At 42.4% G+C, this 26,752-nt stretch carries 27 protein-coding genes and 2 pseudogenes; 11 read left to right on the top strand and 18 right to left on the bottom strand.

Annotation, left to right across the window (positions count from 1 at the left end):
* Nucleotides 1-52: 52 nt before the first annotated feature.
* The gene (gene gcvP, locus R7E38_RS05965; protein ID WP_017820968.1) at nt 53-2,917 is read left to right on the top strand and encodes an aminomethyl-transferring glycine dehydrogenase; all 2,865 of its coding nucleotides are present in this window, start codon (nt 53-55) and stop codon (nt 2,915-2,917) included.
* A 240-nt stretch (nt 2,918-3,157) separates the two neighbouring features.
* Here the strand turns inward: gcvP and R7E38_RS05960 are convergent, their stop codons facing one another.
* The 3 genes from R7E38_RS05960 to R7E38_RS05950 form a co-directional block, all read right to left on the bottom strand.
* Nucleotides 3,158-3,559, bottom strand: a complete 402-nt coding sequence (locus tag R7E38_RS05960) for a VOC family protein (protein WP_005376435.1) — start codon at nt 3,557-3,559, stop codon at nt 3,158-3,160.
* A gap of 250 nt (nt 3,560-3,809) precedes the next feature.
* Nucleotides 3,810-4,637 carry an MBL fold metallo-hydrolase gene (locus R7E38_RS05955; RefSeq protein WP_225452537.1) on the bottom strand — a complete coding sequence of 276 codons (828 nt, stop codon included), beginning with the start codon at nt 4,635-4,637 and terminating at the stop codon, nt 3,810-3,812.
* Nucleotides 4,638-4,903: 266 nt separating this feature from the next.
* Nucleotides 4,904-5,809 carry a LysR family transcriptional regulator gene (locus R7E38_RS05950; protein ID WP_182017080.1) on the bottom strand — a complete coding sequence of 302 codons (906 nt, stop codon included), beginning with the start codon at nt 5,807-5,809 and terminating at the stop codon, nt 4,904-4,906.
* Between the two features lie 93 nt (nt 5,810-5,902).
* On the opposite strand from R7E38_RS05950, the gene R7E38_RS05945 reads away from it, so the two are divergent.
* From R7E38_RS05945 to R7E38_RS05935, 3 genes are all read left to right on the top strand, one after another.
* The gene (locus tag R7E38_RS05945) at nt 5,903-6,814 is read left to right on the top strand and encodes a DMT family transporter (protein WP_005388780.1); all 912 of its coding nucleotides are present in this window, start codon (nt 5,903-5,905) and stop codon (nt 6,812-6,814) included.
* Nucleotides 6,815-7,010: 196 nt separating this feature from the next.
* Entirely contained in the window at nt 7,011-7,472 is a 462-nt protein-coding gene (locus R7E38_RS05940; protein WP_005376442.1) for a carboxymuconolactone decarboxylase family protein, read from the top strand.
* Between the two features lie 104 nt (nt 7,473-7,576).
* On the top strand, nt 7,577-8,317 hold the full coding sequence (locus R7E38_RS05935; RefSeq protein ID WP_005376444.1) for a helix-turn-helix domain-containing protein: 741 nt from the start codon (nt 7,577-7,579) through the stop codon (nt 8,315-8,317).
* 119 nt (nt 8,318-8,436) lie between these two features.
* Here the strand turns inward: R7E38_RS05935 and R7E38_RS05930 are convergent.
* Both R7E38_RS05930 and R7E38_RS23510 read right to left on the bottom strand, forming a co-directional pair.
* Nucleotides 8,437-8,589 (bottom strand): annotated as a pseudogene (locus R7E38_RS05930) (YcxB family protein); the annotation flags it as partial.
* A 277-nt stretch (nt 8,590-8,866) separates the two neighbouring features.
* Nucleotides 8,867-9,022: pseudogene (locus tag R7E38_RS23510) on the bottom strand (hypothetical protein); the annotation flags it as partial.
* A gap of 352 nt (nt 9,023-9,374) precedes the next feature.
* Between R7E38_RS23510 and R7E38_RS05925 the strand changes: the two are divergent.
* Together R7E38_RS05925 and R7E38_RS05920 are read left to right on the top strand one after the other, a co-directional pair.
* Nucleotides 9,375-9,923 (top strand): DUF6795 domain-containing protein, encoded by a 549-nt coding sequence (locus tag R7E38_RS05925; protein WP_226082956.1) that lies wholly within the window; start codon nt 9,375-9,377, stop codon nt 9,921-9,923.
* Nucleotides 9,923-11,119 carry a lipase family protein gene (locus tag R7E38_RS05920; protein ID WP_226082955.1) on the top strand — a complete coding sequence of 399 codons (1,197 nt, stop codon included), beginning with the start codon at nt 9,923-9,925 and terminating at the stop codon, nt 11,117-11,119. The genes R7E38_RS05925 and R7E38_RS05920 overlap by 1 nt, the downstream gene beginning before the upstream one ends.
* A gap of 310 nt (nt 11,120-11,429) precedes the next feature.
* Here the strand turns inward: R7E38_RS05920 and R7E38_RS05915 are convergent, their stop codons facing one another.
* The 5 genes from R7E38_RS05915 to R7E38_RS05895 all read right to left on the bottom strand — a co-directional run bounded on the left by R7E38_RS05915 (nt 11,430) and on the right by R7E38_RS05895 (nt 15,080).
* Nucleotides 11,430-11,600 carry a hypothetical protein gene (locus R7E38_RS05915; RefSeq protein ID WP_170960426.1) on the bottom strand — a complete coding sequence of 57 codons (171 nt, stop codon included), beginning with the start codon at nt 11,598-11,600 and terminating at the stop codon, nt 11,430-11,432.
* A 345-nt stretch (nt 11,601-11,945) separates the two neighbouring features.
* Entirely contained in the window at nt 11,946-12,440 is a 495-nt protein-coding gene (locus R7E38_RS05910; protein WP_104980632.1) for a YcxB family protein, read from the bottom strand.
* 223 nt (nt 12,441-12,663) lie between these two features.
* Complete coding sequence (locus tag R7E38_RS05905) at nt 12,664-12,924, bottom strand: DUF5062 family protein (RefSeq protein WP_005376453.1); 261 nt, start codon at nt 12,922-12,924, stop codon at nt 12,664-12,666.
* Nucleotides 12,925-13,005: 81 nt separating this feature from the next.
* On the bottom strand, nt 13,006-14,082 hold the full coding sequence (locus R7E38_RS05900) for a threonine aldolase family protein (protein WP_238852719.1): 1,077 nt from the start codon (nt 14,080-14,082) through the stop codon (nt 13,006-13,008).
* Nucleotides 14,083-14,219: 137 nt separating this feature from the next.
* Complete coding sequence (locus R7E38_RS05895; protein WP_226082951.1) at nt 14,220-15,080, bottom strand: immunity 49 family protein; 861 nt, start codon at nt 15,078-15,080, stop codon at nt 14,220-14,222.
* A 356-nt stretch (nt 15,081-15,436) separates the two neighbouring features.
* Between R7E38_RS05895 and R7E38_RS05890 the strand changes: the two genes are divergently transcribed.
* The 4 genes from R7E38_RS05890 to R7E38_RS05875 all read left to right on the top strand — a co-directional run bounded on the left by R7E38_RS05890 (nt 15,437) and on the right by R7E38_RS05875 (nt 19,594).
* Nucleotides 15,437-16,051: a PolC-type DNA polymerase III gene (locus R7E38_RS05890; protein WP_054574599.1), complete on the top strand. Its 615-nt coding sequence runs from the start codon at nt 15,437-15,439 to the stop codon at nt 16,049-16,051.
* Between the two features lie 252 nt (nt 16,052-16,303).
* Complete coding sequence (locus R7E38_RS05885; protein WP_104976122.1) at nt 16,304-16,831, top strand: DUF6795 domain-containing protein; 528 nt, start codon at nt 16,304-16,306, stop codon at nt 16,829-16,831.
* Between the two features lie 117 nt (nt 16,832-16,948).
* The gene (locus R7E38_RS05880) at nt 16,949-18,709 is read left to right on the top strand and encodes an ABC transporter ATP-binding protein/permease (RefSeq protein ID WP_226082949.1); all 1,761 of its coding nucleotides are present in this window, start codon (nt 16,949-16,951) and stop codon (nt 18,707-18,709) included.
* Nucleotides 18,710-19,201: 492 nt separating this feature from the next.
* Nucleotides 19,202-19,594, top strand: a complete 393-nt coding sequence (locus R7E38_RS05875) for a hypothetical protein (protein WP_005376463.1) — start codon at nt 19,202-19,204, stop codon at nt 19,592-19,594.
* A gap of 40 nt (nt 19,595-19,634) precedes the next feature.
* Here R7E38_RS05875 and R7E38_RS05870 read toward each other — a convergent pair whose 3' ends face one another.
* The 4 genes from R7E38_RS05870 to R7E38_RS05855 all read right to left on the bottom strand — a co-directional run bounded on the left by R7E38_RS05870 (nt 19,635) and on the right by R7E38_RS05855 (nt 23,278).
* A complete protein-coding gene (locus tag R7E38_RS05870) occupies nt 19,635-20,639 on the bottom strand; it encodes a metal-dependent hydrolase (RefSeq protein WP_005388760.1) in 1,005 nt (334 codons plus the stop codon).
* 328 nt (nt 20,640-20,967) lie between these two features.
* Nucleotides 20,968-21,426, bottom strand: a complete 459-nt coding sequence (locus R7E38_RS05865) for a hypothetical protein (RefSeq protein WP_005388759.1) — start codon at nt 21,424-21,426, stop codon at nt 20,968-20,970.
* 93 nt (nt 21,427-21,519) lie between these two features.
* Nucleotides 21,520-22,548, bottom strand: coding sequence for a phospholipase A (locus R7E38_RS05860; protein ID WP_005388758.1), 1,029 nt, complete (start codon nt 22,546-22,548; stop codon nt 21,520-21,522).
* Nucleotides 22,549-22,774: 226 nt separating this feature from the next.
* Nucleotides 22,775-23,278 carry a DUF2938 domain-containing protein gene (locus R7E38_RS05855; protein WP_031781243.1) on the bottom strand — a complete coding sequence of 168 codons (504 nt, stop codon included), beginning with the start codon at nt 23,276-23,278 and terminating at the stop codon, nt 22,775-22,777.
* 84 nt (nt 23,279-23,362) lie between these two features.
* Here R7E38_RS05855 and R7E38_RS05850 point away from each other — a divergent pair, with 84 nt between their 5' ends.
* Nucleotides 23,363-23,770, top strand: coding sequence for a helix-turn-helix domain-containing protein (locus tag R7E38_RS05850; protein ID WP_165439075.1), 408 nt, complete (start codon nt 23,363-23,365; stop codon nt 23,768-23,770).
* A gap of 72 nt (nt 23,771-23,842) precedes the next feature.
* Here R7E38_RS05850 and def read toward each other — a convergent pair whose 3' ends face one another.
* The 4 genes from def to R7E38_RS05830 all read right to left on the bottom strand — a co-directional run bounded on the left by def (nt 23,843) and on the right by R7E38_RS05830 (nt 26,341).
* On the bottom strand, nt 23,843-24,349 hold the full coding sequence (def, locus tag R7E38_RS05845) for a peptide deformylase (protein WP_017635324.1): 507 nt from the start codon (nt 24,347-24,349) through the stop codon (nt 23,843-23,845).
* Between the two features lie 234 nt (nt 24,350-24,583).
* Complete coding sequence (locus tag R7E38_RS05840) at nt 24,584-25,048, bottom strand: ABZJ_00895 family protein (RefSeq protein WP_226082948.1); 465 nt, start codon at nt 25,046-25,048, stop codon at nt 24,584-24,586.
* A gap of 32 nt (nt 25,049-25,080) precedes the next feature.
* Nucleotides 25,081-25,410 carry a YceK/YidQ family lipoprotein gene (locus R7E38_RS05835; RefSeq protein ID WP_017820979.1) on the bottom strand — a complete coding sequence of 110 codons (330 nt, stop codon included), beginning with the start codon at nt 25,408-25,410 and terminating at the stop codon, nt 25,081-25,083.
* Nucleotides 25,411-25,801: 391 nt separating this feature from the next.
* Complete coding sequence (locus R7E38_RS05830) at nt 25,802-26,341, bottom strand: tetratricopeptide repeat protein (protein WP_033906511.1); 540 nt, start codon at nt 26,339-26,341, stop codon at nt 25,802-25,804.
* Nucleotides 26,342-26,752 lie beyond the last annotated feature (411 nt).

The raw sequence follows: 26,752 nt of genomic DNA, 5'->3' as shown, positions 1-26,752 counted from the left end.
ATTTATCAGTAACGCAAATCCGTTACCCGAACCAAGGAGTAGGTAAAGGACAATGACTGAATTACTTCAAAGCCTCAGCACACAAAACGAGTTCGTTGCTCGCCACAATGGACCAAACAAATCTGACCAACAGAAAATGTTGGAAGCGATCAACGCAGTTAGCCTAGATTCGCTTATCGACGAAACCGTACCAGCACAAATTCGCCTAGAGCAACCAATGAGCTTGGCAGAAGCGAAAAGCGAAGCAGACATGTTGGCAGCAATGCGTAAGTTCGCCGATCAGAACCAAGTTAAACGTACATTCATTGGTCAGGGTTACTACAACACCTTCACGCCGAATGTGATTCTACGCAACGTGATGGAAAACCCGGGCTGGTACACTGCTTACACCCCTTACCAACCAGAGATCTCACAAGGTCGTTTAGAAGCACTTCTAAACTACCAACAAATGGTGATGGATCTTACTGGTATGGAAATCGCGAACGCGTCATTGCTCGATGAAGCAACGGCAGCAGCAGAAGCGATGACACTTTGTAAGCGTGCGGGTAAAAGCAAGAGCAACGTATTCTTCGTTGCTGACGACGTTCACCCACAAACCATCGAAGTGGTAAAAACTCGTGCGAAATTCATCGGCTTTGAAGTCTTGGTTGGTTCTTTAGAATCACTACCAGAGCAAGACGTGTTCGGTGCACTAGTTCAATACCCAAGTACAACAGGTGAAGTTCGTGACCTAACGGACATCATCGCTAAAGCGCAAGCAAACAAAACACTAGTGACTGTAGCAACGGACCTTCTTGCTTCTACCCTACTTAAACCTGCAGGTGAAATGGGCGCAGACGTAGCAATCGGTTCAGCACAACGTTTTGGCGTGCCGATGGGTTACGGCGGTCCACACGCTGCTTTCATGGCAACTCGTGATAAGCACAAGCGTACAATGCCTGGGCGTGTTATCGGTGTTTCTATCGATACCAACGGTAACCAAGCACTGCGTATGGCAATGCAAACGCGTGAACAGCACATCCGTCGTGAAAAAGCGACTTCAAACATCTGTACTGCTCAAGCACTGCTAGCGAACATGGCGTCTTTCTACGCGGTTTACCACGGCGCAGAAGGTCTACGCACGATTGCTCGTCGTACGCACCACATGACAGCCATCCTAGCCGCTGGCCTAACTAAAGGCGGCTTCGAGCTTGCTCACAACAGCTTCTTCGACACCATCACTATCAACACAGGTGCACAAACTGAAGACCTATACGCGAAAGCACTAGCCGCAGACATCAACCTACGTAAGTTGGGTACTCAGCTAGGTGTGAGCTTCGACGAAACCACAACCGTGGCAGATGTAGAAGCCCTATTCGCAGTATTCGGTGTGAAAGAAGAAGTCGCAGCACTATCAACTGAAATCGCAGGCAACGAGTTTGCAGCCATTCCAGAAGCATTGCGCCGCACAACAGAATATCTAACACACCCTGTGTTTAACACGCACCACAGCGAAACACAGATGATGCGTTACCTAAAACAGCTAGAGAACAAAGACTTCTCACTCACGCACGGCATGATCCCACTGGGCAGCTGTACGATGAAGCTGAACGCAGCAGCAGAGATGATTCCAGTAACTTGGCCTGAGTTTGGTTCGATCCACCCGTTCGCACCAGCAGAACAAGCAGCTGGTTACGCTGCACTCGCAAAAGACCTTAAAGAAAAGCTATGTGAAATCACTGGCTATGACGCATTCTCACTACAACCAAACTCTGGTGCATCGGGTGAGTACGCAGGTCTTATCGCGATTCAACGCTACCACGAAAGCCGTGGCGAAGGTCACCGCAACGTATGTTTGATCCCAAGCTCTGCGCACGGTACTAACCCTGCGACAGCATCTATGGTGTCAATGAAAGTGGTTGTGGTTAAGTGTGATGAAGAAGGCAACATCGACATCGACGACCTAGCAGCGAAAATCGAGAAACACAAAGACAACCTATCAAGCATTATGATCACTTACCCTTCTACGCACGGCGTTTACGAAGAGAAAGTGAAAGAAGTGTGTGAAATGGTTCATGCCGCTGGCGGTCAGGTTTACCTAGACGGCGCTAACATGAACGCGCAGGTTGGTCTAACATCACCAGGCTTCATCGGTTCAGACGTTTCTCACCTAAACCTACACAAAACCTTCTGCATCCCGCACGGTGGTGGCGGTCCGGGTATGGGTCCTATCGGTGTGAAATCTCACCTAGCTCCTTTCCTACCAGGGCATATTGAAGACGGTGTAGAAGGCGCAGATTTCGCAGTATCAGCAGCAGATATGGGTAGCGCTTCTATCCTACCTATCTCTTGGGCTTACATCGCAATGATGGGCGAAGCTGGCCTAACAGATGCTACAAAAGTAGCTATTCTGAACGCAAACTACGTGATGGAAACACTTCGCCAACACTATCCTGTTCTTTACCGTGGCAAAAATGGCCGCGTAGCGCACGAATGTATTATCGACATTCGTCCGCTGAAAGAAGAAACAGGTATCAGCGAAGAAGACATCGCGAAGCGTCTAATGGACTACGGTTTCCACGCACCAACTATGTCGTTCCCTGTAGCGGGCACGCTAATGGTTGAGCCAACGGAATCGGAAGATCTAGAAGAGCTAGACCGCTTCTGTGATGCGATGATCGCTATCCGCGAAGAAATGGAGAAAGTGAAAAACGGTGAATGGCCACTGGATAACAACCCACTTGTTAACGCGCCACACACACAAGTTGATCTTTCAGCTGAAGATTGGGACCGCCCTTACTCTCGCGAGATTGGCTGCTTCCCGTCTAAAGCGACCAAATCTTGGAAGTACTGGCCAACGGTAAATCGCGTAGATAACGTATACGGTGACCGTAACCTAATCTGTTCATGCCCAAGCATCGATAACTACGAAGATTAATTTTTGTAGAATCTAAATAAACAAAGGCGAACCGATTGGTTCGCCTTTGTTTTTGGTGTGCCGCCCTAACATTTGTTGATACATCGAGAAGGAATGATGGCTAGTTATTGTTTGCACAAAAGTGATTTAGAAATACAGTGACTTCTGAGAACCTTTGAATTAGCACTAATATCTCAGAGCCTTAAAAGCTTGTTGGAAACTCCTCATGAACACTATGTTATGCAGGTGCTGTGTAGTTTCTCAGTTCAGTTGCAGTAAGTCCCACTTATTACCATAGAGATCTTGGAACACCACCACTGTCCCGTATTCTTCCACACGAGGCTCTTCATTAAATACAACACCATTTTTCTTCATCAACTCGTAGTCACGCCAAAAATCATTAGTTTGCAGAAACAGGAAAACACGACCACCTGTTTGATTTCCTACTGCATGCGTTTGCTCCGGTGTACTCGCTTGAGCTAAAAGTAGGTTTGTACCATTGGAGTTTGGAGGAGAAACTTGAACCCAGCGTTTACCACAACCTAGGTTGGTATCTTCAACCAGAGTGAATTGAAGTTTTTGAGTATAGAATTCGATAGCATCGTCGTAATTTTCAACGACTAGAGCAATGTTTCCGATTTGCTGCTGAACAGTTTTGGCCATGATGATTTCCGCTGTGTCAAAACGCTAATTGTACTCTATTTTGAGACTTTTCTAGAAAGCACATAACGCCTTGCAAATGTGTAAGGCACACAATACGAATGCTTACGCACGGCGCCTTTGTCACTAGAACCGACAAACAATATAGCTGCCACCAGTGTCGAATCTTGATTGAGCAACTTATTAAAGCCTTAGCTATAACTCAAGAGCAAATCTCTAACCTAATAAAGAAGGCTGCTCGTATACCACGGTATTATAGTTCTTCTAGTTTTCCCTTAGCTAAATCTTCTTGTTGCTTAAGGAACATGAAGAAGTTTGCCTCACTGATAAACGGGTTACCGCTTGTGCCGAGCTTCTTCCTATTTTCAAAAAGGAAATTTTTATGTGGATGGTTCGAAAGGTTAACGTTCACAATAGGTGCCTGTAGTGAAATTTTTCTAATTTTCTCCATGCTAGTCAGGAACTGGCCAATAACTTCTGGATCATTGCTACTTACGCTATGCCCACCAACGATAAAAGCACGATATTGTTCGCCATTATCTTCAACAGTGAAGTCTAAGGAATAATCACCTTCCGTGTGGCCAGGTGTGAGATAGAACTTAAACTCATGTCCACCAATAGCCATAGAGCTATCGCTTTTTATCTCTATGTCTAAATTTGGAGGAAGGAACTTGTTCTCACCTTCGCTTTTGTTTGATTGCTGTATAGATAGTTCATGAGCGCTTTTGGTCATCACGACTTTGGAACCATACTTCTCTTGAAGTAACTGGGCGCCTCCAACGTGGTCAGAATGCCCATGAGTTACCAATATGTGCGTTATTGGCTTATCTTTTAGCCCTAGCTTCTCTAGGTTGATAGGTATCCACTCAGAGTAAGGGAAGTCAAGCGTATCAATGATAACGAGTCCGTCGTCTGTAGCAATGGCATATGATGAGACCCACTTGTCTCCTACATAATAGACATTATCAAACATTTGAAATGGTTCTACATAACCGTTCTTATCATTCATTGCTGGAACATATTGACTTAAGGAAGCAAAAGACGAAGCACTGAAAAGTAAACCTACAATAATTTTTTTCACGAAATCACACACAAATATATCCTTAATAATTTCTTATAGAACCTCGCGGATGAGAAAGCTCTAAACGATTTTCAGAGGCAAATACAACTGCAAATACTTTCTACTTAGCTTGAGTTTTAGCTGACCGAATCACTTGTAAACTCGAATCCCATTAACTGCCTATGTATTCATGATTCTTTTAGAGGTTAAATAAATGAACTCAATTGAAGCAGAGTCATGAAGCTTCACTTGAGGTTACCGGCACAGCACAATGTGATAAACCTCTTTCAAGCAAACATTTGAATGCGATTTTTCCAATTTAAGACATGTTCAATAAATGCATCAACTCTTGCAGGCCTTTTATCGCGGTCTCGATACATAATGAATACTTCTTTACCCGAGCATTGCCATTCTGGCAACAAAGGCAGCAGGTTATGTTGATCATGATTTAGCTCATGAAAGTAATAGGTTGGAATCCACGCAATTCCTAAACCATGGATGACGGCGTCTCTAACTAGCAGTACATCATTTGAAGTGAATTGAAACTTTAGCGGATGATCAAATGTTTCATTGGTGATTTGATTAACTAATTTCCATTGGCTGTCGTTGTTTACCGTAATTAGGCGATGATGAACAAGTTGTTCTGGATGGGTAATCGGTTGGTGTTGTTCTAAATAGCTTCGTGATGCACAAAGCGCAAATGGAATCGACCATAATTTCTGAGCAATCCAGTCTTGTTCAATAAGATCACCAAGACGAAAACTAACATCGACACGGTTAGATACAAGATTGATTTTTTCATTCTGTACATCTAAATCGATACATACCTTCGGATGTTGCTCTGCAAATTCATAAACGCACCGCTTTAACCACATCTGTGTCATGTTAATTGGCGCTGATATTTTTATCGTTCCGCTTAAAGACTGACGCTCAGTCGCAATTCTCGATGTCACATTATTTAAGCTAAGAAGTAGCGGCTCACAGAGTTGATAATATTTTTCGCCATCAGTTGTTAACGCAAAGTGGTGCGCACTGCGGTTAAATAGTCTGCAATTTAAGTTTGTTTCCAGCCTTTTTAACTTCCGGCTTAGCGTGGCTAACGGGACATTAAGACACTCAGATGCTTGTGTTAGGCTTTGATAGCGAGCAACAGAAACGAATAACAAAAGATCATCCAAAGAGTGACGTTCCATATTTGGGATTAACCCTCTTAAATTTGGCTATTAAAAATCAAATATGAAATATATAGCATTATCGCGTCAAGTTAATTTTTATCAGGAAGATCTATGTCTAAGCATTTATCAATTTGGTGCGGTGTTGTTGTCGCTATCTTTTTTTGGTCTAGTAACTTTAACGTAATAAAGGCTATTAATAGCGATGTCTCTCCTTTGGATTCAGCGACGTTACGATTTTCCGTTGCAGCTTTAATACTCTTACTGATAAGAGGTACTAAACGCTCTCCATATGGAGCCAAACTCACACGAAAAAGTATGTTGTCGTTGTTTGTTATAGCAACCGTGGGTGTAACTATCCAAAACTTCTCTATTTTCTCTGCAATGAGATTTACTACCCCAGTTAACGCAGCGGTTGTTCAGGCAAACCTACCACTTGTCACTATCTTGTTGTCGGGCTTTATTCTCAAGACTTCCATTTCGGTTAAAACTATTTTAGGTGCACTAATCAGTTTTTGTGGAGTGGTAATCGTCATTACAGGGGGAAATATTCATTCTATTAGCAGCAATAGTAATATTGGTGATCTATACATGTTATTTGCTTTAATTAGTGGGTGTTTATACACAATTCTAGCGAAGCGTTTAACATCTCATATCCCAGTAACTCAGCAGTTACGTTGGGTGTTAAGTATTGGTGCCATTCAAATGGTCGCTATAGCGATGTACCACGGCGACTTTAGCCGTAGCTTAAATGCCATAACATTTAAAGACCTAGCATTAATAGCTTACATGAGCCTGTTTGGAACTTTGATCGCTTATTACTTTTGGATGAAAGGCGCTATCGTTCTTGGTCCAGATAAGATGTCTCCATTATTTAATATTATGCCGGTATTCACTCTACTGATTTCGTTCATTTCTGGTGAGCAGGCTCAATGGGAAAATGTTTTAGGCGTATTTATCGTTGCGGCTGGTGTGTATATAGGTAACTCAGCACCTTTTGCTCGTTTACGGAAGGTGGTGGAGTAAAAATAGACGCCAACCTTAAGTCGCATTATTTAGAGCAATACTTTGTTAATTGGCATAAGTTTTCTTGGTTTCCAATAGGTACACTTTTCGCTTTCGTCGTTCACTCTTTTATCTAACTTTATTGAGTGCATGTCGAAAATCTTCAATCTTTTGCTAAGAGCGTTTTTTACTATGTAAAAAACAGAGGAGAATGACCATGAAAAAACGACTCAACTATATTGAAGTAGCGCCAAAAGCAATAGAAATCCTATACGCTCAGGAAGCTTACTTCCATGAACAATTTAGCCAATCAGAAACTATGAACATGATCATATGGGAACTGGTTAAGTTACGCATATCGCAAATCAATCAATGTGCATTTTGTATCGACATGCATAGTAAAGATGCGCTTAAGTTAGGTGAAAAGCCGGAACGCATATGGGGGCTTAGTGCATGGAAAGATATGCCATTCTACAGCGATGCAGAACACGTTGCGCTTGGCTGGGCTGAATTACTAACTGCTGGCCTACCAGTAGATGATGATACCTATCAGCTGACCTTGAATACCTTTGGAGAAGAAGCTATGGTCAACCTAACAATTGCGATCAACGCGATCAATAGTTGGAACCGAATAGTTAAGGCATTTAAGCCAAAGGTTGGAGTCTATAAACCTCGATAATTCTATTTGACGGTTCTTACTTGTAAGCCACTGCTTATACCTCAACTTAATAGGATGAAAAGTACATGTGTATCACTTTCTCATTTAAGTTGAGGTTAAATAGGATGATTCATTTGAACTTAGAATTTGATATTTTAAAACCTCAAAAGGCTTTAGCTGGCTATGTTCAAGCCATTTGGTCAGCATCCGTCAAACCTGATACGACGCAAACCGTACGTAAACAATTACTCAGTGATGCTGGTACAGGTGTGGTATTCATTTTACAGAATGAAGTACAAATGGATGGTGAGTGGCAAACGCCGGGGGTTGTCCTACTGCCTATAAGCATTCTGGCACATCAGGTCTGCCTACCGCCAGGCGCGGTGATGACTGGCGTACGCTTTCATCCTGCTGTTGGTTATCAACTATTTGGTAAACGTCTAGAACAGCTATTGCGGATTCAAGACGACCACCCTTTGGCTTCTTCTGCACTAGCAACATTTGAGTCTCTGCAAACAGCTCGTTCGCCATATGCAAGGATTTCTACGTTATATCGCTGGGTTCAAACACTGATTGAGGAATATGAACCGCAGTATGTCGGCCACATTATTGAACAACCTACAGGGACCATCAGTCAGCGCCAGAGAGAGCGCAATTTTCAGAAATGGTTGGGGATTACTCCTAAACATTACCAACGCATTAAACGAGTGAAGCACACTTTAGAGCAACTCCGAGCGCAACCCGATCTTACTTTATCGGAATTGGCGCTGGAGCAAGGCTTTTCCGATCAAGCACACATGACTAGAGAGTGTAAGCAGATTGCGCGCATGACACCGAAGCAGTATGTCCGAAAGAGAAACCTCTAAGCCTTATTAGCTTTCTACATCAAACCCAATTGATTCAGAATCGACGATATACTTGCTACAATGTTCGATCATATATCACCTACTTTTTAGAACGCTCATTCCAGCTTGATATGAGCTGGTTAGCTCGCTTTTGATGCCGCGTGCTGCTCTACCATAAACGCGATCACTTCTTCGTTTAAGCAAGATTTGCTGATGTATTGGCGTTGTTTACCAAGGTGAAGGATAAAGCCCAAATCAGTTTGTTCGAGTTGGTCGATTTCATTGATAGCTAGGTAGAGTTGGTAATCATGCTGTTCAACACGGCCACAGTATTCAGTGCCTCGGTCAGTCAAAATTCTCAGTATTAGCATAGGTCGAGCTCCAACGTTGAAGTATTCTCTCTGGGTGCTTTTCTAAGGTTGTTAGGACTTTTCTTACTGGCTCTAGTCAACTAAAGCTTGTGCTTGCTTATCTGTCATCGGACTCTCAACATCCTTTAACACCGCCCAACGAAGAGCTTTTTGCGTGCCATTGTTTTCGAGCGTCATCAACAGCTCGTGTAAATAAATGCACTACATGGAACCAGTCGAGAGTAACATTCGCTTTCGGAAGCTCATCTTTGACACCACTCCAACCTGCCCAGGCACATCGATGAGCTTTATAGTGAACTCGAGGTATTTTCGCTGTGATATAGCAATGGTGCTGAAAAAGTTGAGATGGCGCCATGTTTTATCGGTTATAAAAAAACAACCATCTGCGCGGTGGCTATTGTTAACTGATCTTCATGATAAGAATTCAGAATGAGACAATGAGTATGCAAGCTTACGAAATGGACGTGGATAAGTACTTTAACGAATAGCTCGGTATTTTTTTGCCAGAGGGAGTCTACTTATGTTTAACCCATGAAAGTAATAGACATGTCATTTACATTATTTTTTAAAGTATGCCTAGATATAAGCTTTGACATGACTTATTTTTGAGAATTGGGGCGGTCCTAGGTTAGCACTTGAGAGCATTAGGACATAGTATCGTCTCACGCGTGGATATGGGTTGACCTACGTACAATATTGGTAAACAAATGACTAAAATACTGGTTTCCCTTATGAGTGCCACAATATTATTGCTCTCAACAGGTTGTAACGCAGATATGTTTAATTTCTTCAAATCAAAAAAGTTTCAATACATACTTAGCTCAGAGATCACTGGTCGCTTATACTTAGACGGGAAATCGTTTACTAGCGAGGTAGTTTATCTACACACGGCTTTTTCTAAAAACCGTTATATCACCGAGACAATTACGTCAGAAAATGGTTATTTTCATTTCGAACCTACATACCACTATCAGACGTTTAAAGAACCTGCCCTTCATGAATCCTCTAGCTACATTGGTATTTACATTTTTGTAGATGGCAAAAAATACTACTTACTAGAGGCTCGCTTTTCTGACGTGAAACCCTATGAATTTATTTCAGATAATCTTCTTGATTTAAGTTGTGAGATTAATTCGGACGAATATCGTTACTTTTTTAAAAATAAATTTGTTGAGAATGGCCTCGATCTTGAAATTATTAGTAGGTGTGATTTGAAAGGATTTTCTGAAAAAATATTACTAAATAAGGACACGTAATGGCAAAGTTAACACCAAAAATGGCTTCAGAAATAGCGGATATTCCTTACAAAGCTTATGAAAATAATGGCCGTTTTATCATGCCGGGCAAAAACAGTTTTTCAAATCACTTTTCTTTTTCTGAAAATGATGTATTTGATGGTTTTACAGGCGGTGTAGCGGGTTTATCCAATGTACCGGTATTGCGTAAAGTTATCCCTGGCTTGATGAGAACTTCAGAGGCGTTTGCAGTGGTTGGCACTGGTAAAGGTTCTACATTTGAGAATGAAATTGTCATTTCAATTCGAGGAACACAAAATGCTAATGATTGGATCACAAATGCGAATATAGGGGTGAAAGGATCACCAAACGGTTCGCCCGCTCATGCTGGTTTCAACAATTGTTTTCAAAGTCTTAGCCCCAAGTTGAAGCAGTATATTATGCAGATGAACCCTAAACCAAAACGTATACATTGCGTTGGGCACAGCTTAGGTGGAGCGCTCGCATCACTTTGCGCTGATTGGGTGCGTAGTGAGATGAAGGTCAGAACCACCTTATACACCTTTGGCGCTCCTAGAGTTGGTCTGGAAGCATACGCACGCTCATCGGAAAAGCTAAACGATGGTGTTTATCGATGTACGCATGGTGCTGATCCTGTACCAAAAATACCGCTTTGGCCATTTATTCATGCTCCAATCTCAACAGGCGAGTACCGCTTGGACTCTGGCACGGGATTAAGCATATCAGCCCATTTGATGGCAAGAAACAAAAATCCGGGTTACTTAAACACTGCTTCCTCGGATTCTTGGGGAGCGTTGAAGAGGAAATCGAATGACCACTTATTTACCCCTATCCGTCTAAAGTATGAGCAACGAAATCAAGCTTCTTTTTCGGAGTATTGGGCCGATAGAATACAGGGCGCACTTATCACCTATTTGAAAGATGTGGCTCTTTTGTCAACGGTAACGATTCAAGCAGGCGTGATTGCTGGCTTGACCTTTTATGATTGGCTTTCAAGAAAGCTAGAAGCCGTTGCTAAATCATCTAAGCGCAATGAAGAGCAACTAAAAGGCTTATTAGGCCATATGCTTTTTTTTGCCGGTCACTATGGGACCATCATTGAGGATCTATCCGCCCGATTCATTAGATGGGTTTTCGAAAGAACCATTGGACGACTAGTCAGAGTATCTAAACAAGCGATATCGTTGCTAAGTTAACCTAACCATTGCAATGACATAGTAACGTGATTGCTTAGTTAGAGGTGAACTCATCACCTCATAAGTTAACTGGTGACATTGACATAACGCCGCTAAATGGGATTCTTATTAAGCACTTTTTAGATGAAACTTTCTAACCAAATCGGGGCGCGATTTATCAAAACGAATTTGAAAATAATGAATTTTTCACTATTTTCAAATTCGTGATTAGGAGCCAAAATGTAGGTTTACAGTTTCAACTGTTTTTGGATTTCTGTTGGGAAAGTAACTTAAACAATTGACATTAAATAGATTTAATGGGAAATATCTCTTACAAAACCCGAACTGCGCCCCCTTCCAAGCTGATGATGATGTAGGTTCGATTCTCGCTGTACACTCCATTCTCATAGGCTACTTTCCCTAAAACTTCGAACGCCTCCCATGGGGCTCGAATCGCAATCCCATGGATAGCCCCCTCAAATCGAATAAGTTTCTTCCGCATAGAAGTTACCTTTAGACGCATAAGTCCAACACTGGCCACATGAACTTTATTAGGGAAAATCCAACAAACTAACGAATGTCAAACCTTTGCCGAACATAGTAATCGAGCAAAAATGCTCTAGAAGTTGGCGTCATCACTGTAGGCTCACAATAAACTATCTCATTGTCACTTTTTTGGTTCAGTTTACACACTAACTCCGCAGCACACTTAAGGAGTCCATATACTGGAAAGACGCAACCAGAAACACCGAGTGTAGTGGTTCAGATTTTGAGTCTGAATCAGAGCTACCCCATAAGCATCAAACCCTAAGATCAAAAAAGCAAACCCACGGACTCGCTTTTTTTGTTAGCTCGCTTTTGATGCCGCGTGCCGCTCTACCATAAACGTGATCGCTTCTTCATTTAAGCAAGATTTGCTGATGTATTGGCGTTGTTTACCAAGGTGAAGGATAAAGCCCAAATCAGTTTGTTCGAGTTGGTCGATATCATTCCAAGCGAGGCTGCGGTCAACTTTACCGCTTTTGTAGCGTACGCCATCTGCATTCACTTCAAACACCACTTTACTGCCGCGACTTGAGCTGATGGTTTGACGCCACAGCCACCAAGTTCTTTTGAAGTAAACGCTGCACGCTTCAATCACACTCAATACGATAAAGAACCAACCGACATAACCGTTAGGTAGCAGTTCAAACTCCAATAAAACCACACCAAAGATAAGAAACAGCATCCCTTTTAGATACGCTTGTGGGAACTTCGTTGGCTGGCTAGTTTGATCATAACACTCAGCAAAGAAAGGTTTGTCGAGTATGTATTCTGTAGTGAATTCGAAATCTTTAGACATGTATGGTTACTTCAAGGCTTCTGTAAATGAGTAATCTTGGTTGCACTCTCGCAACACCTGCATTGTAGCGCTTCTCGGGATTTATCTTTAGTCCTTTTGATTTTGTTTTGTAAATCAATGATACCGCCACGCCAAAAGACCTCGGTGCACTCGCCAAGATCAAACAAGGCGAACCATTTGGCTCGCCTAGTTAATCAATGACCTATATGACTTATGAGGTTTTCTACTTTAGAGGGTCGTTGTCTGGCAATGCACTGTGTATCCAGACTGCCAGTCGGTGTTTGATGCTTGCGCCGTCTAGCTTGCTTTCCGGTAATGGGGTGATCTGTTTGGCATCAACCAAGAATAGGTAAATCGCTTTTACTCTTAGAGGTTGTGGTGACTGAGGAAGGTCAAAGCCTTGTAGCTTCGCCATCTTCCCACCAATCTCTAGTGCCTTCTTAACCAGTTTGTCTTCATTGTGAAGTTTGGAGCTTTTTGACATTGATAAATCCTCTTCTTCGCTTCATTAAGAATACATGAAGTGTCGCGTATGGCGTGTTAGTAAGCTCGCATATTGATAAGTTTATGCCTTCTTACCGAGTAACTGATTGAAAAACGACCTTAATTCGTCATCACCAAGATTGAGCAGGTAGTCACCAATATACCATTCAACAATCGATTGATTTGGATGTGCCGTGACTTGCGGGTTACCAAACCAAATGCCCTTTTCCGTGGCAAACGTGTGTTGGAGTTTTTTCAACTCTTCGCAGCTAAATGGCAGGATAAGGTGCAACATGTTTGCTTGAGGCTGGGTTGGTCTCACCGCCAAAGATGGGAACTCTTCAATGATCTTGTAGATCTGTTTTGTTCGCTCAAACAGAGCCGGCATTTGTGACAACCTTTCATCAAACTGCATTGCCGCAGAGACCACATAAGGTGTTCTGTGATAGAGGTTGCCACCTTGCCGCTTCATCCACATTGAAGCCAGTTCAATGAACGACTTTAAGCCAAGCAACATAGATCCGCCCATGCCGTTGATGCCTTTGTATAGTGAAACATAGGTCGTATCAAAACCAGCGGCGATCTCGCGGTATTCTTTCTGATAGTAAGCTGCGGTTTCCCATAGTCTTGCGCCATCCATATGGAGATGAATTTTGTTTTCGGCGCAGTACGCTTTGATATCTTCCAGTTCTTGCCATGAAGGTAGCTGACCACCAATTTCTCGCATCGGGAGTTCATAAAGAACGGCTGCGATTTCATCCGGCCAAGCAGTGAGATCCTCAAGCTTCCATGTTTGATAAGGGTTCCCTACTGGCAAAATACTAAAGCGATGTTGAAGCTGATAGCCTTGTTTTTCATGCACCGGAATATGGCTAGATGCGTGCATAGCGATAATAGGATTACGCTTTTGCCTTGTAACGATTTCGAGCACCGTTGGCTGCGTCATCGTCCCTGTTACAACAAAAAGCCCTGCCTCGTAACCTAGCAGATCGGCAACCTTTTGCTCGAACGCTTGAATCGTTTCTCCCTCACCGTAGACATCGTGATTGACGTTGTTTTCTTCGCACCACTTTGCCATTTTCACAAAGTGTTCGGCTGGAGAATCTTCTTTATTACCAGGGAGATGGGTATGACAAAGCTGTTTTAGGTGGGCACTCATTGTTCTGTCCTTTGAATCAAAGTTTCAACAATGTAACTTGTTAAAACGGAGGCGTAAACTGCATTTTCGCGATGCATTTTCTGCTTACGCTTCCATGCTGAACCTCCGATTGGACATAGATTTAACTTAAGAGTGATTTACGCAGAACGAAGATCATGCTCACCGTAAACAAGCCATTTCGGTAAATATGCGGCTTCTGGAATCGTCCAGCCATACTTATCGTATGCTAATGCAGCAAGACCAGTCAGTTTCAGAGAAACATTTCCTTTTGGCGAATAGCGAACATCTTCATTCATGTAGAACTGGTAATGCGCCTCTAACGCATCCCTCAGTGCCTCTTGATAATGTGCCTCATCGCCATCGATAATGGCAACAAACACATTCACAAATGGAATAAACAAAGAGTGTACATATGGCACTCTGGTTGATTCTAAGTATTGCGGGGAGGATTTCTCCATCACAGTTTGCAATAACTCTGGTAACGCTGATGAATTGCTAAATACACCGTTAACGAACTCGACTAGCGCAACATCGAATGGATCTTTTAAACGCACTAACGACTCATCCATGATGGTCATCAGCTCTACGCAGCGCCAATCTCTCGCGGCCATCGCTAAACAGATTTCATCCAACCAAGCATCCATCGTTCCCCCTGCAATAGAACGGTTACCTACTTCCGAAAAATGTCGGTGCCCAACGGAGAATTCAACCACTTTGTCTGAATGATTGGCCAGCAAGTACACGTTATTCAGTAACTCAAGCGCTCTTTTTATATAAGCTGGCGAGGCCTGATGTTGTCCGTATTTTGAAGCAGTGAAGAATAAATCAAGCGAATACCAAGCGTCGCCTTTCATTCTTTTGAGAGGTTGCTGATAAAAAGATTGTTTTTCATCAAGCATTTCTTCCCAGAAGTTGTAAAAATCTTCATCTTCCTCACGAAAAATACGCAATTTTCTTTCTTCAGGTATATCTAAATAGTGATTTTTTATTGTTTCCATCGTTCCCTAGCCTCGCATTATAAGTTGTTCTAATTTTTTGCTGTGATGATATTCATCCTCAAAATCAAGCCGTGAATGATGCCGAAGTTGATTTATAAAATCAATTTATAATCAGTATGTTGTATCGAAAGTTAATGCTTAATTGAAATGAATCGAAAAGCCGAAAAACATTTGAAATATAAGGCTACCGCACAAGCCGCGATGGGTAAGCCAGAACGTACCTGTCCATAAACAGTGGACGACGAACACTGACTTTGTGGAGTAAAGATAGACAGATATTCACCATTGTGTTCGCCTTTCTTTTTCTGTCGCTTTCGATAATACTCTTGCGCAATATTACTCAGCTGGAAAATTTTATGCCTCAAGCAAACTCTGTGGTCGTACTCGACTTTGAAACCACAGGTCTCTCTCCTACTTTAGGTGATCGCGCAATAGAAATTGGTGCAGTAAAGTTAGTCAATGGCGAGGTTGTCGATAGTTTTCAGCAACTCATGAATCCCGGTTTCAGAGTGAGTTCTTTCATTGAGAACTACACCGGCATTACCAACAATATGTTGCGATCGGTACCAAGCTGCGAAGAGGTAATGGCGTCATTTAGTGAGTTCATTGCTGGCGAGAACCTTATCGCTCACAACGCGTCCTTCGATAAACGATTTTTAGATGCAGAGCTTGAACGAATCAACTGTGGTTATTCGGGTGAGTTTGCTTGCTCTTTACTGGTAGCAAGACGGCTCATTCAAGAAGCCCCATCACATAAGCTAGGTGAACTTGTTCGCTATAAAAATATCGACAACGACGGTGTTTTCCACCGTGCACTAGCCGATGCGCAAATGACAGCCAAGCTTTGGCTCTTAATGGTCAAAGGGATAGAAAACTCAGGCATCGAAAAACCAAGTTTTCAGTTGATGCAAACAGTTAGTAAAACAGCCAAAGGAAAAGTCGACCTGCTACTCGTCAAAAGCCGTGCGTAACCCCCTCCGAACTGAAAGCTGATTCTAGTCTCTTAGACGTTTAAGTGATTTTCGATATACATGCGATATTGGCTATATCTGTCACTATCGCAGTGCTTCTTTTTCAAAACAAAGATCGCCTGGGTCACTCTATCCTCCAAAACTTCTAAAAAAATCGTGAATTATGTCTCACCGATTTAGATACTCGCTATAGTCATTCGAGACAATACGCAACAATTCGAGGTGTATTCACTGACTACTGATTTGTAAGCGATGATCAACAATGTTTTTCTGTTCTTAGAACAGTTTGCAGCTTTACTCATACTCGTACTGATTTCTGTTTTTGCTGTTGGCTTTTTATTTTTTGGTAAGGAAGCTCAAGAGTTTACACCAAGCATAAAAGGACGTATTACGAAGAACGATACTCCCATAAAGAATGCAAATGTAGTACTTAACATTCGGTCAGCAAATCGTTCTTTCGAACGTAGCTTCACCACGAATACAAATGGGGAATTCAAGTTTGATCCTGTTTTCAGAAAAAGGAACAAAGTTCTAAGTATTTTCGATGGCCTATTTCAAACAATATGCAGTGTAGAAGTGACCACAACCGTTGCCAATCAAAAGGTTGTTATTTGGAAAGGAATTTTCAGGCATCATGTCATCGGTATGAAGGAAAGAGTAAATATGTCTAATTTAAACTGCGAAGCCACCAACCCCATCAGAAAGTTTGAATTTCAATCCTATGGGGATTCCGTAAGTAGTCAATGTGACTTAAGTGATTACTTAAAAGTAAACAGATAGAGTAATGTTTACTCTATCAAACTCCTCAACTTCCTAATCCGAACGCGGTAGATCGCTGGTCTCACCAACCAAACTGGCTTACTATGCCAGGTACCTAAAACGCTTTGTGAGTCACTCATGAGCAGAAAAAATAACAAAAACCTCAGCATTCTTCTTAAACTCAGCACCTTTATTGCACCTTATAAATGGCGGGTTGCGGCAGCCTTGGTTGCCCTTGTCGCGACAGCAAGTTTGACGTTATCCGTTGGCTATGGAGTGCGCATTCTTATCGACCAAGGCTTTGCTCAGCAATCATTGCAAGAGCTCACCAATGCGATTCAGTTTATTGTCGGTGTCACATTGTGTATTGCCATTGGGACTTTCTTTCGCTTTTACCTTGTCTCTGCCGTAGGTGAGCGCGTTAGTGCGGATATTCGCCTTGCAGTGTTTAACCATGTGATTACGCTGCATCCGAGCTATTTTGAGACTAACAGTAGTGGCGACATAATGTCGCGCCTGACTACCGATACCACATTGCTGCAAAGCATTATTGGTTCATCGTTCTCGATGGCGATGCGTAGCGCTTTGATGTGTTTTGGTGCCATCATTATGTTATTCGCTACCAACGTTAAGCTCACGCTGATTGTGCTTGCTTCTGTGCCTTTGGTTTTGGTACCAATTTTGTTTTATGGACGACGCGTGCGTGCGCTCTCTCGCAAAAGTCAGGATTCAATGGCCGATGTCGGAAGCTACGCTGGAGAAGCGATAGAACATATTAAAACCGTGCAAAGTTTTAGCTCAGAGTCGCATGAACGAGCGGCTTTCGCTGTCGAGGTGGAAAAAGCTTATGAAATAGGTAGACAGAGAGTAAAGCAGCGAGCGATCCTGATATCAGGCGTTATTGTGATTGTGTTCAGCGCGATTTCAGGCATGCTTTGGGTAGGCGGCAGCGATGTGATTCACGGAAAAATGTCTGCGGGTGACCTAGCCGCATTTGTGTTTTATGCCATTATGGTTGCCTCATCGACTGCAACCATTTCCGAAGTCATGGGTGAATTGCAAAGAGCCGCAGGTGCTACCGAACGGCTGATTGAGATCCTTCAAGTAGACAGTGATATTAAAGCGCCAAGCAACCATTTGCCTGTCCGTGCCGACATGCTTGCTGAGGTTAACTTTAATTCGGTGAGTTTCAACTACCCTTCTCGCCCAAATCAACCAGCAATCAAAGAATTAAATCTAACCGCTGAACAAGGAAAAGTACTGGCGTTGGTCGGCCCTTCTGGTGCAGGTAAAACAACACTATTCGAACTGCTGCAACGATTTTATGACCCACAGCAAGGGCAAGTGTTGTTTGTTGGTGAAGATATTCGACAGTTCGACCCAAACGAGCTTCGACGTCAAATGGCGCTCGTACCACAACAACCAGCGCTGTTTAGCCATGATGTTTTTCATAATATTCGCTACGGTAATCCTGAAGCGACGGATGTACAAGTTATCGAAGCCGCGAAAAAAGCCCATGCCCATGAGTTTATTGAGAAGCTTCCCGAAGGCTATCACAGCTTTTTAGGGGAGCGCGGCGTTAGGCTATCGGGCGGACAAAAGCAGCGTATTGCGATTGCTCGCGCGATTCTAAAAGATCCAAAAATCTTACTGCTAGACGAAGCTACCAGCGCCCTTGATAGTGAAAGTGAACATCACGTTCAACAAGCACTTGAAGCTCTAATGAAAGGACGCACAACGCTGATTATTGCTCATCGTCTTTCGACTATCCAACATGCGGATAAAATTGCGGTGCTCGACAATGGCGAGTTAGTCGATGTTGGTAACCACCAATCATTAATGCAAAGCTGTGAGTTGTATCAGCGACTTGTGGCATTGCAATTTAAGCACTTGGAGTAACGCCTAGTTAAGCGTTCAAAAGTAAGCAAAGGCGGACCAAATAATTTAATAACAGGAGTTTAACGATGTTTTTGTGTCAGTCCAGCGAGCCTTGGCGAGACTAAGAATCTAGCTCTGAGTGGTTAATGAGATAATTTAGACCATGAAGAGCTAGGATAGAAGATCCCACATCATGTCCCATCGTCGCTGTACAAGGTGACGAAATACAAAAGATGCCACTCGCAGTTAAACGAGCGGCATTAAACCAAGCAGCTCGCCTTTTAACAAAGGAATTCCAGTAAGAATCCAGTAACCAGCGTATTCTCCCTTCAACTAGAAACACTCGTTCACAACTACCATATAAAACCCAATCAACTTCATTTGTAACAATTAAGGTTTCAAAAATAGGAAATCATTACTGAAAAAGTTTACCGCGTTTTGTGTTGCTATCTATGGTTACAATGTTTGAGACATCAATGCTTTCAAACCAAGCAACACAAAAGCGGCACCGATATGAACAGCGAAGCGAAACAACTATTTTCTTATCTATGTCAGCGATACGATGCGCTTTCTCAAGAGCTTGAGTCTCGCCCTTTTCCTGAATTTTCTGAGACTATTACTCATCCTCTTGGGCACTGTTTAGTCCGTTGCCCAGCAGGTAGCCAACGCTTTTCTATTGTAGCAGTCAACTTTGCACCCTCCGTTCGCGGGCAAGGCGTGCTTACTGCATTTATCGACTACATCAAAAGCAATCCTTACCACTACCAAGGTGTTGAGGTTGCAATCATTGAAAACAAGAACTTAGCTAAACGGCTTTTGTCTCTTGGCTGGAAGTACAAGTCCCTGTTTGGCAAGATTTTCTTCGCTAGCAAGCCGACCCTAGTAAAGGACTTTCAGTCTGCGTAATAGTTATTACGAAACCGCATCGAAATCCAAAGTAAAACCATCACTCAAAATCCGTAAGCATGTTGAAAAAAACTTGGCGATCTTCTGCAGTACTTCCTCGATGAGCAGTGTATTCAACGTGCGCGTCTGCGCTGGCTTTTGGGGATAGATTAATGCCCCATAACGCATTAATTTGGTTTGGTACGATGGAATAACGCATATCAACAATTCGCATTTCATTATTCGGATCCGTCGCTACAAAACCGTTTGAAAACCAACGGAAACGTTCGATGTCTCTTGCTTGTTGCGATTGCGGGTTTAGCCACGGAAATTGCTCTTTTATATTTAACTTTGGAGTTGATTCGCCAGGGTAAATTTTTATTGAACGCCCCACCCTTACGGCATCTACATAGTAGCTCTCTTCCGTTTCATAAATTAGTTTCCAAACCAAAAGATTGCTGAAACTTGGTTTGGCTTTTAATTGTATAGCGTTGTGTTGTCGCTCTTTGACGATTTCCCAACCAGCTACTTCTGCTCTATCTCGTTGTATCGTTCCAAGACTTAGGTAAGCCAGGCACCATAAAAATGCAATGCGGGCATAGTTTGGGCTTCGCTTCAGTGCAACAAACAAAAGCAATATTAAAATAGGGAGTGTGAACGCGGGGTCGATTACCGAAATAGTGTTCCAAGCATAACGCGTGTTGCTTATCGGCCATAGAAGCTGTGTTCCATAACTGGTGCATGCGTCTAATAACGCATGGGTACTATAACCAAGCGCGCAGTAAAACCAACTCTGCCGGAAGCTTAGTCCTCGCTTTTTTGCGAACAATGGATACAACACCAAAGCACAAATGAAACTACCAAACGGGATAAACAAGAGCGAGTGAGTAAATTGGCGATGGTATTCCAAATACAGCAAAGGATCAGTTGAAGAACGGATGAGCACATCTAAATCCGGAGCCATCCCAGAGACCACGCCCAACACGCCAACAACTGCAAGGTTTCGCTTGTTGCTCACGGCCAGTGGCAAAGCTGCACCCAATAAACCTTGCGTTAACGGATCCATCGTTCACTTCCTTTAGATAGATGAAGCTCAGCTGGAAAGCGTACACGCTCAATAGTCGGTTCCAATTTAAAAACCAGAAGGTTCTTCGACATAAATTATCCGCATTTAAGTGGAAAACAATACACGACTTAGTCATGCATTTGCTTGTTTAGCAACAAACACTTTGATTTAGTGTAAGAAGGAATCACGCCGTTCGCTAGTGAACGAACAAATCTGAGTCTAGGCTTGTTTGGTATTTCAAACCCGAAGGTTTATCTGACGCGAAAAAACAAGGCGAACCAAATGGCTCGCCTTGTTTCTAATTTACTGAACGATAAACGGCAGGCGTTTAGTCTTGAGGATTCTCTTTCGCGTTGATTTCAGCGTAAGTGTGTAGCAGCTCCGTCAATGTTTTTACCCACGCAAAAACATCCGAAGGTGCATTTTCGATTAGTTTTTCCACTAGAGCACAGTGTGTTTCTAGCGTGATGGCCTCTTCCAAACGGAATGAGATCGCGTAGAAATGCCAAAGCACCAATCTCGTCATTCGCTCGCTATTTTGCTTTGCGTTGTCTGAGTCATCAAACGCTTGTTGAATTTCACTCAGTGCGATTGCTGTCATGCGTAGCATTGCATCAAGACGTGCAGACAACATGCGATCTTCACTATCCACTTCTTCTTGATCAAAAGTGAACAACTCATTCATCACGTCTTCTGGCACCATTTTACTGATCATACGAGCACTAAACTCTTCCAGCTCATGGCGAGGCATAGTTACAAGACAATCGAAGGTGTAATCACGAAGCATAAAATCACTCTAGGTTAGAAATCAATTTCAGCCTCGCATTCTAAATATTGAAATTTCAATTGCCAGTGTTAATTTCTATCCATCTACGAAAAACTACAAAACACCGTTGATTGCAATACCAACACCAATCCGCTGCTGATTATGATCATAGTCGATCAAGCTCTTACCATAACCCGCTGAGTATTGTGCGTACCCCTGAACTTTGCCCCAAATCGGAAATGACACACCCAGTTCTGCAAAACCCTTATGTGTTTGAAAGTTCTGGCGACCTAAAAAGGTAAACTCGTAACCATTCCACTTGTAAGCACTCGATAGCTCAAAGTGTCCCATATAGTCTTCGATATTAGGGTTATCATCACCTTTGGGATCATTAGGCGATGTCTTTTCATCTTCAGGTATACGCCACCAAGGCTGGATAGAAACCGCAAAATTGTCTTTTGCAAAGGTTAAGTTGGCATAGACACGGTTCCAACTGCGCGATAGCTCCTGTCTCTGACCGTTAGACTCATGTTCAATACCAAAACCTAACCAAGTCGAACCATCAAGTGGTTTCCAGTCTGTTGGGGTGTAGTAAAAAAGCTCTGGACGATAATTGGTTTCACGGAATGGACGAGATGCTGCACCCGTGTATACCTGCCAAAATGATTTAAGAGTCATTCCAAAAAACAGACCATCGCCATCAAACAACAAGTCATCATAGTTCATTGGTACTTTAAAACTGATTTGGAACTCCGCCTCTTCCTTACGCAGTTCATCGCCGTATTTGGTGTCGGCATACGCGCGTTTATTTACACGATCACTGTATGTAAACGGAAGAATATAGTTAACGCGATGCGCGACCAGACTAAACGGTTCGAACGCGTTTTCTCGTTCTGATTCCAAACGCTTGTCGACCAAACTTTCCTGAAGTTCTTCAGGCTCTTCAATTTCTGGATCAGCGGGCACTGTGCTGGTTACTGTGTCAAGCTCACACTGCGCGCGAATGCTCTTTATGGTTTCTTCATCTTTGCTTTGCTTTATTTTGTCTAGCAAACATAAATCATAAGCACTGGCTGTTTCTCCCATCGCAACTGGCGCTGCCAATAAACTCAGTATTGATATCCCTGCCACTTTTGAAGCCATCTGAAACCCTTAATATTCTTTATGTCAAACCAGATAATTTTAGTTTTTCTTGGTAAACCGCTTGCCATTCTGACGTTAAGGCAATGTTAAATGTCCGCCGACTTTACGTCTTGGATAAATGCAACAGACTTTAGACATATCGGTCAACTATGATCAAAGCGCAAAAAACAACCAAGAGTTGAGCATCATAGATAAAAACCACTCGTTTGCATGATGCTCATTTTATCTATGCAAAATACTGGCTCGTAACTTTGATTGCAAACCCGGCTATGAATAAACCCAAACCATAACCCAAATGCGCCAATGTGCTAAGAAAACGGGCTTTCCAAGGTGTTGGGGTTTTACTCGCAGCAAAACCAAATCCTAGACAAGGTTGAATGACCAAAAATGGGAAGATCAACGTTACCACGCCTGTAATTAAGCTGGGCATTAGACTGGGCTCTACCAACCAATGATGACCAAAAACAGTAACGTGAGCCAAAGCGAAAGTAACGCCGATGGCATAATGCAAAAACCAGCCAAGTGACTTTTCTCCCGGCATCGCCTCTGACGCCATAATTGGCGCATGCATAAGCTTTCCTTGGGGCATGTACAAAACCCAGCGCGCAACCAACGCATAGTTTAATGAAGGAATACCAAACACTATCCTTTGTAACCATGCCCATAAATCCATTATCAAAGTGGCACCAATCCCTATTAGCACCGCTTGCAATCCCATTAAAAGCAGCATTTTTCTCTCCTCAAGTTTTTGATTTGTTAAGGTCTTAGTTGCATGCTACAACTTAAAGCCAACTTGAAGTCAATGGGGAATAATATGGATATTGCAGAAGTGGTTAGAAAATCAGGATTGCCGACTTCAACGCTCAGGTACTACGAACAGCTGGGGTTAATTCGCTCGATAGGAAGGAATGGATTGAGACGCCAATATTCACCAGAGGTACTCAATACACTCAATTTAATTAGTTTGGGGCGTATCGCTGGAATATCGCTTAACGAAATGGCAGAAATGTTGAATCAATCAGAAGTTTCAAAGCCATATATCGATCGTGACTTACTAACGAAAAAGGCACTTGAGATTGATGAGCAAATAAAACGTTTGAAAGCGGTGCGAGACAGCCTAAACCATGTCGCCTCCTGCCCTCATGAATCGCATATGGACTGCTCTTCATTTCAAAGGCTTATGAAAGTCGTAAAGCGTTATGTCCCCCAAAAGCAGAGATGAACCGCTCTCCCTACCTTCCTATTCTTGATTTAAAAGGAAGTAACTCGACATGGAGGGTTACTTCCTCTCATATTACTTAGCTTTCGCTTTTACGTACTTCTTCACTTTTTTCATCGCCATTTTTTGCTTTAACGGTGAGAGGTAATCAATGAACAAGTTACCCGATAGGTGGTCAATTTCGTGCTGCATCACAATCGCCAAGAACTCATCGCTCTCGATTGTAATCGGGTTGCCATCACGGTCTAGTGCAGACACAACAACTGACGTGTAACGCTCTACATCTGCGTAGTACTCAGGAACAGAGAGACATCCCTCTTGACCAAGTGCTTTGTTTTCTCCGCTCACCACTTCTGGGTTAACCAAGATTAAAGGATCATTGCGTTCGTCAGAGATATCGATGACAACAACCGCCTCTTTTCTGCCTACTTGGGTTGAAGCTAAACCGATACCATTGCCCGTTGCGTAAAGTGTTTCTAGCATATCGTCTATCAGCGTTTGTACTGTCGATACATCAGTGACTTTTTCTGCTTTTACTTTAAGCCTTGGGTCTGGAATGGAGAGAATTTCGAGGACTGCCATACTTACCTTTCATATCTATAAATCGTAATTCGTGGCGAATTATACACACGTTTCTCGATACATAAACCTGCTAAGCTATCTTGCGCACAAGGCATAAACCATTAACTCAAACGACAACACAATAAATGGGTTTGCCTTTTAGACAAAAAACCCTACAAACAGGAAACTAAAACGCCAGCACATTATGGCTGGCGTCTTGTCATGATCCTAATTGAATCGTTTGTTGTATTTTATCTACTGACTTTCCTTGGCTTTGAGTAATACTCTAATCGCCATTTTCTCACCACTTTTTAAAGTTAAGTAGGCGATGCCAATCGTTATTAGCATTATGATAGCAATAAAAATACTTACCCCACCGAGCTCAGATAATAAATAAAACGGAGAAATATCTAACGACATTAAGATAAGAGAGAACACTGCCAAACTTGCTAAAGTCCACAGTAAAACAGCATACCATCTTGTTTTTGATGGCATTACATCTCCAGTCTTGTAGCCGAAGTAATAACCAACACTCATGGCTGGGATTAACGTGCTAAGAAAGCCTGTACCACTCATTTCTATCCCAACAATATATTCAATGGCCAACAGCAATGCAGCCCAACAAACGGACGCCAGACACAACAGAGACGTAACAAGAAGTACCGATGGTGGCTGGTTTATTTCTGATTCTGAATAGTTACTTTTTAATTCCACTTTCATTTCCTTCCATTTATTTGAATAAAATAAGCGTTTTAGATCATGCTTCCGCTTGGACAACCTAGAGAAACAACACCGCCATAACTCGTTGTTGGCGTAACTACCATGACTAAATCAACAGGAAGAAACACAACGTCCGTTGCTAACGACAAAGGAATGTCAATCAATGATAGTGGGTATAACGCGATAGAAGTAATATCAGCTCTTAAATAGCAAGGTTGTCGTGCGACTGATAACGCGGTGCCTGAAAACGGCTTTCCGTATCCGCCACCAGCATGCGCATCTATAGATGAACACCCCACCATTAAAGATGCTGACACCACAAGAAATACAACTTGTAGCTTTTTAAATAGTTTTATTTTCATTTAACCTAGATTCCAACTAACTATTATTTTTACAACTAAACCCTCTCTCAAATTGTATGTTCAATGAATTTACTCATATGGGCCAAGTGCAACCATGTTAATACGTTCTATGTATTAGAAACAATTCATTTATTTCCAATGACACTAGTGAGATCATGCGACCTGATTGGAATCTCACTTAAGTTTTCATGGATCTATCGCGCTGAAAATTGAAGCCTCTACCTGTCATAGAATAAAAAGCCGTCAAAATCAGTGGTTCTGACGGCTTTTTATTTTCTATTACACACTCGATTATTGTTGCAGCTTCGCTGTGGCTTCTACTGCTTTGTAGAAGTCCAGCACTCTCTGTTTGAGGTTCGATTAAAACCCTATAAAACATTAAGCCGCAATATTAATTGAGTTGTTCTATATAGCGATTCAGCTCTACCGCATATGTTTTTTGATCAATCGCAGTGTCACCTATTTCTTCATCTAGAAATCCAAGTAGCATTTGTGCACCACCTTCACCATTATTTAACGCTTGCGTCAAGTAATAGGCTGAAAGCACCTTATTTTCAGGTAAACCACAGCCATCATCATACAAACATGATCCTAAATAAAATTGTGCACTCGCCAACCCATCATCAGCAGCCTCTGAGATTAAAGAAAAGCCCCGCTTAACATCCATGACTTTTGGCTCTTTCAGAAGGATTATCCCTAAAAGCTCTTTACTATGAACATCATCCACTTCGATAGCTTTGATCAATAAAGACTTTGCTCCTTGCACATCACCTTGTTCATAAAATTTATTTGCTTCGCTGTACAACTGCTCTGGAGCTTCTCGGTTCTTAGTTAGGAGGCTTTCTGTCGTTTTAGTTGCCTCAAACTTTGACGTAGTATCGTTACATGCCGTAACAAGGAGCACTACTAATAAAACGTTAACAATTCTCATGTTATTCCCATGTGCATTTGATAAACAAGACTGCTGTCGAGTATGAATCGTCTTACTGACCGCTTACAATTTGAAACTTTGTATTGATCGGAGCTTTAGCACTAGCTTCACACATATTGGCAATTTGACCACGAACATAAGCACTCGAATCAAAGTTATACTTGTCTTCTTGAGGAATTACACTTGCTAATGAAACTCTAGATAGTTGAGGAGCTTTCCCATATTCCCTTTCGACTTTCAAATACTTCACATTAACAATCAAAATGCAGCCAGATGATTCTAGATTTGCATTGTGTACTCGATTAGCTAGTACTCTAACGTTTTGTCGGATAATGTAAATTACCACCTTCTAAAGAAGGTGGCTTTGTGTGAGCCCCCTAAAAGGGGGCCTTTGTTTAGTCCAGCGCCAAT

Source organism: Vibrio sp. Vb2131 (assembly GCF_033338535.1).
Taxonomy (GTDB): Bacteria; Pseudomonadota; Gammaproteobacteria; order Enterobacterales; family Vibrionaceae; genus Vibrio; species Vibrio alginolyticus.
Note: the sequence above shows the minus strand (reverse complement) of the source record. Positions and strands in the feature narration are given on the sequence as shown.